The 13036-nt window shown below is 32.2% G+C and carries 14 protein-coding genes; 3 read left to right on the top strand and 11 right to left on the bottom strand.

Annotation, left to right across the window (positions count from 1 at the left end):
* Positions 1-12 precede the first annotated feature (12 nt).
* From COI44_RS02770 to refZ, 6 genes are all read right to left on the bottom strand, one after another.
* Positions 13-885 carry an aldose 1-epimerase family protein gene (locus COI44_RS02770; protein ID WP_098426548.1) on the bottom strand — a complete coding sequence of 291 codons (873 nt, stop codon included), beginning with the start codon at positions 883-885 and terminating at the stop codon, positions 13-15.
* Between the two features lie 141 nt (positions 886-1026).
* Positions 1027-1236 carry an alpha/beta-type small acid-soluble spore protein gene (locus COI44_RS02765; RefSeq protein WP_098426547.1) on the bottom strand — a complete coding sequence of 70 codons (210 nt, stop codon included), beginning with the start codon at positions 1234-1236 and terminating at the stop codon, positions 1027-1029.
* Positions 1237-1317: 81 nt separating this feature from the next.
* A complete protein-coding gene (thiI, locus tag COI44_RS02760; protein ID WP_098426546.1) occupies positions 1318-2547 on the bottom strand; it encodes a tRNA uracil 4-sulfurtransferase ThiI in 1230 nt (409 codons plus the stop codon).
* 4 nt (positions 2548-2551) lie between these two features.
* Positions 2552-3694 carry a cysteine desulfurase family protein gene (locus tag COI44_RS02755; RefSeq protein ID WP_098426545.1) on the bottom strand — a complete coding sequence of 381 codons (1143 nt, stop codon included), beginning with the start codon at positions 3692-3694 and terminating at the stop codon, positions 2552-2554.
* Between the two features lie 78 nt (positions 3695-3772).
* Entirely contained in the window at positions 3773-5491 is a 1719-nt protein-coding gene (gene ezrA / locus COI44_RS02750) for a septation ring formation regulator EzrA (RefSeq protein ID WP_098426544.1), read from the bottom strand.
* Positions 5492-5747: 256 nt separating this feature from the next.
* Positions 5748-6395, bottom strand: coding sequence for a forespore capture DNA-binding protein RefZ (gene refZ / locus COI44_RS02745; RefSeq protein ID WP_098426543.1), 648 nt, complete (start codon positions 6393-6395; stop codon positions 5748-5750).
* 146 nt (positions 6396-6541) lie between these two features.
* On the opposite strand from refZ, the gene COI44_RS02740 reads away from it, so the two are divergent.
* The 3 genes from COI44_RS02740 (at position 6542) to COI44_RS02730 (ending at position 9226) form a co-directional block, all read left to right on the top strand.
* Positions 6542-7030 carry a GAF domain-containing protein gene (locus COI44_RS02740; protein ID WP_098426542.1) on the top strand — a complete coding sequence of 163 codons (489 nt, stop codon included), beginning with the start codon at positions 6542-6544 and terminating at the stop codon, positions 7028-7030.
* A 300-nt stretch (positions 7031-7330) separates the two neighbouring features.
* Positions 7331-7933 carry a 30S ribosomal protein S4 gene (rpsD, locus tag COI44_RS02735; RefSeq protein WP_097979126.1) on the top strand — a complete coding sequence of 201 codons (603 nt, stop codon included), beginning with the start codon at positions 7331-7333 and terminating at the stop codon, positions 7931-7933.
* Between the two features lie 648 nt (positions 7934-8581).
* Positions 8582-9226, top strand: a complete 645-nt coding sequence (locus tag COI44_RS02730; protein WP_098426541.1) for a hypothetical protein — start codon at positions 8582-8584, stop codon at positions 9224-9226.
* 443 nt (positions 9227-9669) lie between these two features.
* On the opposite strand, the gene COI44_RS02725 is transcribed toward COI44_RS02730, so the two are convergent.
* The 5 genes from COI44_RS02725 to COI44_RS02705 all read right to left on the bottom strand — a co-directional run bounded on the left by COI44_RS02725 (position 9670) and on the right by COI44_RS02705 (position 13022).
* On the bottom strand, positions 9670-10038 hold the full coding sequence (locus tag COI44_RS02725; protein WP_286163722.1) for a hypothetical protein: 369 nt from the start codon (positions 10036-10038) through the stop codon (positions 9670-9672).
* 133 nt (positions 10039-10171) lie between these two features.
* Positions 10172-10753 (bottom strand): YdcF family protein, encoded by a 582-nt coding sequence (locus tag COI44_RS02720; protein WP_098426539.1) that lies wholly within the window; start codon positions 10751-10753, stop codon positions 10172-10174.
* Positions 10754-10969: 216 nt separating this feature from the next.
* Positions 10970-11104 (bottom strand): hypothetical protein, encoded by a 135-nt coding sequence (locus COI44_RS24440; RefSeq protein ID WP_097979132.1) that lies wholly within the window; start codon positions 11102-11104, stop codon positions 10970-10972.
* A gap of 57 nt (positions 11105-11161) precedes the next feature.
* Positions 11162-12541, bottom strand: a complete 1380-nt coding sequence (gene nhaC / locus COI44_RS02710; RefSeq protein ID WP_098426538.1) for a Na+/H+ antiporter NhaC — start codon at positions 12539-12541, stop codon at positions 11162-11164.
* Between the two features lie 19 nt (positions 12542-12560).
* Entirely contained in the window at positions 12561-13022 is a 462-nt protein-coding gene (locus tag COI44_RS02705; protein WP_142329211.1) for a GNAT family N-acetyltransferase, read from the bottom strand.
* Between the last annotated feature and the right edge of the window lie 14 nt (positions 13023-13036).

Raw genomic sequence — 13036 nt, 5'->3', positions numbered from 1 at the left:
CTTTACTTTAAATCAATCACTTTCAACTGTAATACTGTATGTACAAGTAAATGTTTCACTTGGATTTAGCATTTGAATACCAAGTCTATTTTTCATTTCTTTTACCGGGCCGATTTCATCTGCAATTCCATACCATGGTTCAATACATAAAAAAGGTGCTGTTTGTGTAGTCCATATTCCAACGTATGGAAACCCTTCGAAATGAACTTTGATCGTATTACTATGATTTTTCGAACGAATTGTCAGCACGTTTTTATTAAGTTTTTCAAAAATTAATGCATCATCCTTAAATAATTCACGAGTTAATGGTAAGTTTTTAATATTTTGACCGATTAGTTCTCTTTTACCACTACGATATGGTCCTTCTAATTTAATTGTTTCTAATCTTTCTTCCTCTTCAAACTGTAAGTAATAATCCTCAAAAATTTCATCTTCCTTCAGAGGTATGTTAAACGCTGGATGAGCCCCTATTGAAAATGGCATTGATTTCTGATCATTATTCTTTACAACATATTTAATAAAAACAGTATTGTTCTTAATCTTATAATTAATAGTTAATGAAAATTGAAATGGATATTTTAAAAGCGTTTGTTCACTACTGATTAACTCATAGTTGATAAAGTCTTCTTTCATTTCAGTTAATTGAAAATCCATATCTCTTGCAAAACCATGTTGAGAAAGCTCATAGACTTTATTATCCACTTTATATTGATTATCAATTAATTTACCAACATTCGGAAATAAAACAGGTGCATGTCTCCCCCAATAAGCTGGGTCAGCATTCCATAAATAATTTATATTATCTTTTTTTGTATAGATACCCGTCAACTCTGCTCCCTGTGATTTAGTTGTAATTTTAATAAATTCATTTTCAATATATGACATGAACAGGTCTCTCCTTTAATTTATTCCCTTTATTATAACAAAATTATTCTAAAATATTAAATCAACAAAAAGAAAAGGTAGAGCAAATAGAAAAGAGGTAGGTTTTACCCTACCTCTTAATCCATAATTATTTAAATGTTATTATCTAGAATATCCACCAAGGCTTTGTTCAGCCATTTGTACTAAACGTTTTGTGATTTCACCACCAACAGAACCATTAGCACGTGAAGTTGAATCTGGACCAAGGTTTACACCAAATTCTGTAGCGATTTCATACTTCATTTGGTTTAAAGCAGACTCAGCACCATCAACTAATAATTGATTGCTACCTGAATTATTTCTATTTGACATGTGTTGTCACCTCCTTGTGAGTATAGAGTGTGATAAAACACATATCTTCATTCATATTTTTACTGGTAATTTTTAGTAATTTTATAAAAGTGCGTCGATATCGATTTCTTCTTCTTTTTTTGACGATTGATTTCGAATCATTTCGTTCTCAAAAATGATTGATTCTCTATTAACCACAGCTTCATTTATTAGTTCTGTAAAGTCGAAATGACTCTCGTAACGAGCCACTTTATCACGTTTTGGTTTTGTAGCTGGATTCGCTGGAGTAAAAATTGTACAGCAATCCTCATAAGGTCTAATACTGATATCATACGTATCAATTTTTTTAGCAATATCCATGATTTCTAATTTATCCATAGCTAATAGTGGTCTTAAAACTGGATAATTAGTTACTTCATTGATTGTATGCATACTTTCCAATGTTTGGCTTGCCACTTGACCTAAACTTTCACCAGTTGCTAAAGCAAGTGCTTTTCGATCAACTGAAACTTGCTCAGCAATTCTAAGCATAACGCGTCTCATGATTGTCATTGTGTAGCTTGCAGGCATTTCTTTATGAATTGCTTTTTGAATTTCAGTAAATGGTATAACATGTAAAGTCACTCGTCTACAATATCTAGTTAGTTTACTTGCTAAATCAATTACTTTTTGTTTTGCACGATCACTCGTAAAAGGAGGACTTTCAAAATGAATCGCTTCTATTGACACGCCTCGTTTTAACAACATGTACGCTGCTACTGGACTATCGATTCCTCCAGATAGTAATAACATTACTTTTCCGCCAACTCCAACTGGATAGCCACCTGCACCGTATTCTTCTCCACAAGTAATATAAGTAGCATCATCACGCACTTCTACTCGAACTGCTACATCTGGCTGATGAACATCTACAGTTAAGTGTTCTGTATTTTGAAGAATATACCCACCTAGCTCGCGATTTAACTGCGGCGTGTTTAATGGGAATTGTTTATAACTACGTTGTACGTTTACTTTAAACGTTTTAACACTATCACCAAGCTCGTTAATAGCTTCAAGAGCACCTTTTTTAATTGCATCTAATTCAGTATCAACTTTTCTAGCATAACTAAACGTATGAATTCCGAAAACTTCTTTTAGGTTGGCAGCAACCTTCTCATGGTCTTCACCATTTAATTTTATATACATACGATCACGCGTTGCAGTGATTTTAATTTTTTCAAAAGCTTTTAATCGATTTCGAACATTTTCTCTTAATATACTTGTAAATCGACCTCGATTTTTTCCTTTTGTAGTCATTTCTCCATAACGAATTAAAATATATTCTACATTCATGCTGTTACCCCATTACTTTATATAAATTTTTAATTACTTCTTTAATTATTTTGTTAAACTGCTCAACTTCACTCATAGTATTTTCATAAGAAAGACTTATTCTGACAGCACTACTTGCTACTTTTTCGCTCTTACCCATACTTTGTAATACACGGCTTATCTCAAAAGTTTTAGAAGAACATGCTGATTTTGTAGAAATAAAAACATTTTCTTCAGATAGAGCATGGACAATTACCTCAGGCTTTAATCCTACAAATGAAATATTTATTATATGAGGAGCAAAATCTGATTGTGGTGAGTTCAACACAGTGAAGTCCATCATTTCTAAATGTTGAATGAGTTCATTTCTCATGTTGTATAGGTGATCATTCATTGTTTTTTGTTTTTCTAGCGTGATTCTTAACGCTTTTGCCATCGAAACAATTCCTGCTAGATTTTCCGTACCTGAGCGAATCTCTCTTTCCTGTGAACCACCTGTCATTAAAGATGATAATGTTACACCTTCTCTAATATATAAAATTCCAGTTCCTTTTACACTATGAAATTTATGACCAGAAATAGATAATAAATCGATCGCAGCTTGTTTAATATTCAATGGTACTTTCCCTACCCCTTGAACAGCGTCAACATGGAAAAATACTTTTGGATAATCCGTTAATAATCGACCAATTTCGGTTATCGGTTGAATTGCTCCTGTTTCATTATTTACATGAATGACAGAAACTAATATCGTATCATCTCTTAATGCATTTTTTAATTGGTCAACAGAAATAAACCCATCCTCGTTTGGGGATAAGTAGGTTACTTCAAATCCGAGATCCTCTAATTGTTTATAAGCTTCATAAATTGACGGATGTTCAATTTCAGTCGTAATTAAATGCTTCCCTCTTGAACGATGCATCATGGCAGTTCCTTTTATTGCTAAATTATTCCCCTCTGTTCCACCTGATGTAAAGATGATCTCTGATGGTTGAACTGATAAAAGCTCTGCAATTTGGTTTCTAGCTTTTGAGAGTAATTGCTCTGAGCGTCCACCTAGCTTATGAATTGAAGAGGGATTTCCAAAAAACTGGTCCGAAACAGTAATATATGTGTCTAATACCTCTTTATAAGGTTTAGTAGTCGCGCTATTATCAAAATAAATCATATTTTTTACGTACCTCCATATTGCTTGAGTCCATTTTTCATTATATCTGAAAACAGACGAAACCCCTAAGATTTACATCTATAGGGGTAGTGTGTACTTTTGTTCATTTAGTATTTCTTGTAATTTATCGATTGCACCAGGTTCAATTTTTTCAATTGAAACGGCAGCTTCTTCTAGAGCTTCGTTATATTGAAATTCTCTAAATAATTGCTCTGCCTTGTCCATTGACGTTGCCATTTGTACATTATTACTTCTATAGCGATTTCCATATTGTATCACTTTTTCTACGAAATATCCTTGTTCAATCATATATTTCGTATTATTATAGCAATCATTTACAACTGTTGCTGCTTTTTCTAGTAAAAATGATACATGCGTCATTTTTAATGGCTTTTTCTCTAATTCCAAATAAACAATTTGCATATTTTCTTGAGCATCTTGTATTTGTTTCATAGAAGAAACTGGCATACCAGGTAAATTAGAAATTTGAACAAGACGTTTGACCTCTAACATTAATCGTTTCATTTCAATTAATTGATCACGAGCTTGTAATTCATCTTTTCGAAGTGCTTTTAGCATTTCAACATACATCAAATGAGATTCTTTAACATCTTCCATTTGCTTTTTTAGTAAATCTAATTCTTCTCTTATTACAGAAAAAGCAAGGTCTTGTTCTGCTACACGAATCTGCAATAATTCAAAGCGTTTTGTAATGATACTTACTTGCTTTTCAACCATTTTTTGAGCTTGAGTATCTTCATCACTTAATTCATAAATTTGCTGAACTAATTGAGTTTCTTCTTTTGTTTTTAAATTATCTTCACGAATCCTTTGAATTTCTTCTTGGGAAGTCCATATTTCTTTTTCTACTACAAATTTACTCTCTACTTCTTTTTCTAATAAATCATAGATTGAATCGACTTTTGCTTTCACAAATTCAAGCTTGTCATTGGCTTCTGTGATTTCTAGTTTCTTAATTAATTCGACACAGTCGATACATATTTTAGAACAATCGATTGTTTCATTTTCTAATGCTTCAAAATCAAGCGCATATCCTTCTGCTTTCATTTGCTTTAAACCATCAGTTAAATTATGTATTTGAGAGGGCATTGTAGTAGAAGATTCAATATATATATCCGGTATGATTTGCATATTTGTTTTCAGTATATGTACTTGATCAGCAATTTCCTTTACTAAGCCTCTTGCTTCTAAATAGTTTCCTTTTTCAGTTGTTTCATTAAATAATTGGATTTGTTGCTTAATATCATCCATTTTTTGTTCCAACTGAGTTTCAGAAATTGAATATAGATGACGATGAGTTAATAAAAGCTTTCTTTGCTCAAGATACTCTTGGTTTAACATTTCAATATCCGAATTATTTTGTTCTTCACTACCTACTAGGTCACTTACCTCATTTAGAATTTTTTCGATGCTTGATTCTGCTTCAGTTAGGCTTTCCTCAATTTCACTAATCCCTGCTTTAGCTTTCATGAAATGATATTTATTGATTGCCTCATCTATTACTGAGATGGAATCAGTTACTTTCGGTAAAAAAGTTGTAACTAGTTCATCCCAATCGGTTCTCCATTTATCAAAAAGCTCTTCCGTTTGGCCGGTCATATTTAAGGCCTTTAGCTTTGAAAGTTCATCCGTAACAGGCTTACTCATTAACTGCATTCTCCACGCTTCAAGTTCATCGAGTTTTTTGAATAAACGTTGTCGAATTGTTAAGGCTACAATCATTAATGCGATAACAATAGCTATTACGACTAAAATTACATAGAATGTCATTGTCATTTTCCCTGATGTACCTCCTTTTACTGCTATCTGAATCTATTTATTTGTACGTTATTTTTTGAAATAATAAATCGCTCTTTATTTAGGTCATAGTTAATAATAACATGATAAAGTTGATTTTTGGCTTAATTTTTTCAATTTTTTCATATTTTTATCAAACTATAATAAATACTGTAAAAGCTTGTAGAAATTTCAGATTTTCAAACAACGAAAAACGCCTTTTCATTGTGATTTTCACAATGAAAAAGGCGAACTTTTAGGATGAAAGTTCTACTCGACTAACTAGTCTCTCATCCATATCGAATAGTGATTCGATCCACTTCTCTACATACTCTTTATATCTTTCAAAAAAATACTTATCATTTTGCTGTATATACAATACTTCATTTAAATAGCCTGGAAATAAGTACGGTGTTGAAAGGAAGGATTTTAATTGGACGAAAAAGACTGAAAATGGCATTGTTAGTTTCGCATTAGACACACGAATAGCATCATAAATTTGAGTAAAAGTATAACGTTCTCTTGCTAAATAGGTCATCATAATTTCACGAATAAAGACAGAGTCGATTGTCAGCTCTCTGTAAAAAATCGAAGCATATTCCTTTTTTAAAAAGTAATAATTAAGTACTTCACCAACAAGGTTCATTAAAATTAAATTTGCATTTTTATCATACAATGGCAAACAGTGTTTATCTAAAATTTCAACGTATCCTTCTAAAAAATCTACTATGATATGTTCAAGTAAACCTTGTTTACCTTTAAAATAATATGAAATCGTCGCAATATTTACATTTGCTTTTTTAGAAATATCCCTTACTGAAGTACCATGGTATCCATTAATTTTAAATAACGTAAGCGCTGTCTCGATGACTTTCTTCTTTGTTGCAAGTTTATCTTGCTCCATACTCGTCACCCTCTTTTACAACATCAATTCTTTTATTAATTAGCGAAATACTGATAATTCCCTCTACAAATCGGTCGACAAAATTACCAGTATTCTTTCGAAATATGCTATGATATTTCACATGAAATAGGGAAAGGGGTCTACAAATGTTTCAAAAAGTCGAATATTCAGGTACAAAAGAACAACAATATAATACTTTAACAGCTCAAGTTAAAGCTTTAATAGATGGTGAACATAACCTAATTGCTAATTTAGCAAATACATCTGCCTTATTAAATCAGTTTTTACACCAAATAAATTGGGTTGGATTTTATTTAAAAGATGGAGATCGCAATGAATTAGTTTTAGGCCCATTTGTAGGTCTTCCTGCGTGTGTGCGTATACCATACGGTAAGGGAGTTTGCGGTACATCTGCTCAAACAAAAACAGTTCAAAGAATCGATAATGTTCACGACTTCCCTGGCCACATCGCTTGTGATGCTGCATCAAATTCAGAAATCGTTATTCCTTTAATGCATAACGATGAAGTAATTGGAGTATTAGATATCGATAGTCCGGAATTCAATCGTTTTGATGAAACGGATCAAAAATACCTTCAAGCAATCGTAAATTTAATTGAAGAAACAATTAGATAAGAAAATTTGATTTCAAAAGGAATCCTTTATTAGATTTCTTTTTTCTTCTTTTTATAAAAACTAAAAACAGAACTGCCCTTGACTATTTTATACTATCTGGTTATAATATTTTTTGTGTAAAATAACGCAGCGTTGTAAGCACAGGCTTGATATTTATTTTGTTCCTCTACTATTTAAGAGGTGTCATCGCGTAACTCTGGCTGCTGGAGCGAGGATACATGAAAGCAAAATAAACAAACTGGGGCTACACGAACGTTTTTATTTTACTCCAAAATAAAAACTAAAAGGAGGAGACAATCAATGTCTCGTTATACAGGATCTACTTGGAAATTATCTCGCCGTTTAGGCATTTCATTAAGCGGAACAGGTAAAGAATTAGAAAAACGCCCTTACGCACCAGGTCAACACGGACCTAACCAACGTAAAAAATTATCAGAATACGGTTTACAATTACAAGAGAAGCAAAAGCTTCGTCACATGTTTGGTGTTAATGAGCGCCAATTCCGTCGCACTTTTGATATCGCTGGTAAATTAGCTGGTAAACACGGTGAAAACTTCATGATCTTATTAGAAACTCGTTTAGACAACGTAGTTTACCGTATGGGTCTTGCTCGTACTCGTCGTGCTGCTCGTCAATTAGTTAACCACGGTCACATCTTAGTTGATGGCAAACGTGTAGACATCCCATCTTTCCGTGTGAAAATTGGCCAAACTATCAGCTTACGTGAAAAATCACAAAACTTAGCTGTAGTTAAAGAAGCTGTTGAAGTTAACAACTTTGTACCTGAGTACATCACTTTCAACGCTGACAAATTAGAAGGTACTTTCAACCGCTTACCAGAGCGTTCTGAATTACCAGCTGAAATCAACGAAGCTCTTATCGTTGAATTCTACAACCGTTAATCAAAATGCTATGTAAATAGCATTATAAAATCCCTAGAAACGTTGATATATCAACATTTCTAGGGATTTTTTTATATTTATATTCTGACAACAAAAGTCAACTAACCACCACAAATTGGGGGAGTTTTTTGGGGGATATTTTATTGTATAATTAGTGGACAGACACTTTTAAAACTATATAATCCGATTCTATTCGAATGAAAAAAGGACCATTCCAGCACTATTACTGGAAAGGTCCTTTTTACTTGGAGTTTTAATGAATCATATTCAAAAAGCACTGTAACAACACATTAATAATAAACAAAATAGACTGTCCTTATTTGAAATATCTTATTTCAAATAAGGACTAACACTTAACTCTACTAATATAGTAAAGTTATCAATGGATAATATATCCAATAAAACTCTAGGAAACATCGGCTAAATTGTTTTTAATGTAGTTTTATTTATTCAATTTTTTTTAGTATAATAGGCTTTTGTCTTTACAAAGCGTTGAAGAAAATTAAATTAAAACTACATCCCCTATCTATCTTCGGAATGTTCCATTTTTAAAACAAAAAGACTTTTTTTAGACACACTCAAATCTCAAAATTTATTATATACTTACTTTGTGAATATATTTACATACTATAAATTCGGAGGTTTGATATGAAGAAAGCTTTAGTCGTTATTCTTTCTCTAGTATTAGCTTTTACATTTACATATCCATTTTTATCCAAAAAGACCGAGAATGTTGTAGCTGAAGAAATTAAAAATTTTACAGTAGAGGAACAAGTTTCGAATGCTCCTTCTACTGAACTTTTGACAGATTTAGATTCACTAAAAGAAGTTAATGAGGAATTAGCAAAGAAAAATACTTTTGAAATAGGTCAGAATGTTGTAGTTTCAAAAGATGAACCTGGAGTTGAAATAGGGGTTAATGAAATTGGGGACTTACAAATAGATGTGTCAAACGAAGATGTTTTAAACGACCTCCAGAAGTCAGGTGTCATTAATCCATTAGATGATGAAAATATTCTTGGATACACTGTAGTTATAAAAGAGGACCAAATTGACAGTTATCTCAACAAGGAAGTTGCAACTCCAATTAAAGCTAGATGGGGTAACGGGTTATATGTGAAAAAAGGAAATACTACCTATGGGAATGGTGAAGTTATTCGTATGAGTTCTTATAAAGGTAAATGTACCGCAACAATGTCTATCACTGAATCAAGACAGATAGAAGTTTCTGGTACAGCAGGTTTACCTATTAAAGCAATAGCTGGGGAATTAGGAATTAGGTATTACTTATAAAAGCAGCTATACTATTTCTGACTCCTACGAAGTAAGTGTTCCAGCCGTAAAACTTATCGTATCACAGCAAAAGATTACTTAACGATATATAATTTTGAAGTATGGAATGATCCGTGGATTGGAACTGACAAAAAAGAATCCGACGGTAAATATAAAAGACCTGTCGGAATTGCTTTTACATATGCAGTGATTAAATAGTTCAAACATAGTTAACTTTCTGGTTTTAGATAAAAATTTGAACCAAAAAAGGAATCATAAATAATATGATACCTATACCTAGATTAACTTAATAATACATACGCCATAAACTCCCTACCAGACTTGATAGGGAGTTTGTTTATTCTTCTTCATTTTTTGATAAGCTTAAATAAAAAAAAGCCCTCGACATTACTCGAAGGGCTACTTATGCGGAAATGAGAGGTGTATTAAAATAAGCTTTTATATTATTTTAATTTCACTACCGCTAAGTCATGCTGCATTGCATTATTACCTTCTTGTGGATCAAATGCAATATCACTAAGTCCAAATACATTTACTACAACATCACGATCTTTCGGGTGAAGAATTCTTACTTCATAAGCAAATAAAGTAGCTGGAAGTTGGAAAGATCTAAATGTTCTATATTGATTTGGTGGAATTGTTACTGTAGATGGGTCAACCATAGGAAGAATCACCGGAAAACCACTTGACCAGTCAAACATTAAAACACTCACAGAACGAGAGTCATCCGGGTCAACATTAAGAGCTTCAACTGTTAAAAACTGAGTACTAGAATGTCTTCTTAATACTCCAGTAGATAAAAATTTTGCCATCAATGTCACTCCTTTCATATTATTTGGACAAGCAAGTCCATATAATATAAAATGTTTCATTTAGAAAAATGAAATGGACATTGGTACAAATTAAATAATAGTTTTAACAAAAATGATAGATTGCCTATGATTATTACATTTGTTTATAGTAAATAGCTTTTAAAATAGATAAACATTCTCTAAAGTATGCTGTCGGTATGATTACTTTTGGTGTTTTTGCAGGAAGACCGACTACATTTAACCCTTGTTTTTTAGCCAATTTTAAAGATCTAAATAAATGATAATCATTTGAAACAACGACTCCTTGAGCTTGATCGTTTTGAATGAGTTTTTTGGAGAATTTCATATTCTCGTATGTATTAGTTGATAAATCTTCTTTAACGATTCTATTCTCTTCAATTCCTAATTTGATTAATTCAACCCTCATGCATTCAGCTTCTGATATCAATTCATCATGACCTTTTCCACCTGAAACAATAATTTTTGCACTTTTATTTTCCTTAGCATATTTCGCTGCTGTTTCAATTCGATAGCGTAAAGCTCTAGTGGGCTTATCCTTTTTCAAACCAGCACCTAATACAATAACATAATCCGCATTTTTAGGTACTTTATGCTGATATTGTAAAATGCTATTTACACCGATAAAAACGATGCAGAAGACATAACTTAATATCCCAATGATAACTGTATATGTAATAATTTTAAAAAAGCTCATTACCTTTATCCCCTTAAATAAAATGACTTTAACTTTTATTTTATCGAATAATAAAGTGGATTTCACTAAATTTCGGAATATTCCACAAATATTTAACGTTATTCCTCATAAAAATTTTGACTTGTCTTTTACAGTGAAATAAAAAATCCCCTATACGAAAAGAAACTAATATCCTTTCTTTCCGTATAAGGGATTCATTCAAAATTATTTATTCAATTATCTAGGATACTTATCGCCCATAGGATTATGTTGATCCTTCGAAAGTCTCTTTTGATGTGCTTTCGTTTTCGCATCTACATGATTTGCATCACTAGGACGATTTTTCTTTGAACCACCTGCTGCATGACTCATTTTTTTCCCTCCATTAACCAGTTCGTACAAAAACTAGTTTACGTAGAAACAATTTGTTTATGCGACATTTCTTGAACTTTCACTTTTATTTTCAACTTCTATTCCTTTACCGAATAAAGCGGCTATCATACTGAATAGAGGTGTAATAAATAGTACGAATGAAAACGGTAAGTAATCAATAACAGGTACTCCTAATGTTGAAGCAAAAAATGCTCCACTTACACTCCAAGGAACGATTGGATTAAAAAGTGTTCCGCCATCTTCTAATGCACGTGATAAGTTTTTAAGTGGAATATTTTTTTTGATATATACATCCTTTAATAATTGCCCAGGAAGTAGAATTGATAAGTATTGTTCACCTGTTAAAAGATTTACACTCATTGCAGATAATGTGCTTGCAATAACAATATTCCCTTTACGTTTTAAATTAGATAATGATTGTATTAAAGTCTCGAATACACGTAGCTCTTGTAATAATCCGCCTAGAGCAAGTGCAATAAATATTAATGACACAGACCACATCATCGATTGTAATCCTCCACGGTTAACAATCGAATTAAGCATTTCATTTCCTGTATCCGTTTGGAATCCATTTTGTAATGTTGTAAACACTTTTGCAAGCGTAATATCCTTTTGAATAAAAAATGCTAAAACTAATGAACTAACAATACCAGCAGACATTGTTGGTAAAGTTGAAAAACCTCTAAATGCCATAATAAAAACAATTAAACATGGGATTAATAATAACGGATTCACTTCAAAGCTAGATGAAATTGCTTTTTTCATTTCTGTAACTTGCGCCATATCTGTATTGCCATGACCCATACCGATGATTAAGAATAAAATAACTGTAACAATTAATGCTGGAATTGTTGTATATGCCATGTGTCGAATATGTTCATTAACCTTTATTCCTAAAATACTTGGAACGAAATTCGTTGTATCTGAGATTGGTGACATTTTATCACCAAAACACGCTCCACTAATAATCGCACCTGCTGCAATTGCTGGTGGAATCCCCATAATATGAGCGATTCCCATTAACGCTACACCAACTGTAGCAATTGTCGTAAAAGTACTACCTGTAAAACTAGCAACGATGATCGTAATAAAAATTGCACTGATTGCAAACCATTTAGCTGAAAGAACAGAAATTCCGTAAAATAATAAAGTTGGTACTGTACCACTTAGCATCCAAGAACCAATTAATAAACCAATCATCATTAAGATTAATGTAGGTGACAATCCATTTTGAATACCCTTTTTCATCCCATTTTCAATCTGTTCCCATTTAAATCCTTTAAATAATCCAAACACAGCTAAACAAACAACACATAAAAGAAGCGGAATTTGTGGATCTGATTTTAATATAACTAGACAACTAGACATAATGGCTGCAAACAGTACGATTAACGCACCTAATTCTATATTTTTCATTTTATACACTCTCCCTTATTTATACATCCATATATACGTGTTCACGAAACTTTACGAACCCAAGTTTCTCATAAAAGCTTCTTGCATTTTTATTGTCGATCCAGTAATCTAGCTCAATTCTAAAAAGATTATTCTCACTAGCAAATGAAGCAATTTTATGGATTAAGAATGAACCGTATCCCTTATTTCTTTTTTCTTCATTTATACTTATCTGATGAACATACCCTAATCGGAAAGCCTTTTTTATCGGTCCTTCAGGAATATGTTTTATTTCAATCCAAGCATATCCGACTAATTCTTCGACATCTTTAACAACGAAAAAATGATGCTCTGGTTTATCAACTACACTCTTGAAAAACTCAGTTATTTCAGCCAGATTATGAATTTTAAAAAACTCTGGAAATAAATCAGCATGTAGGTTTTGAACACCTTCATTAAGTTTTGCCAATATTCGGCAATCTTTCGTTGCAAATATCTCCATAATTTTCACCCTTT

Source organism: Bacillus sp. AFS088145, from assembly GCF_002564465.1.
Taxonomy (GTDB): domain Bacteria; phylum Bacillota; class Bacilli; order Bacillales; family Bacillaceae_G; genus Gottfriedia.
Note: the sequence above shows the minus strand (reverse complement) of the source record. Positions and strands in the feature narration are given on the sequence as shown.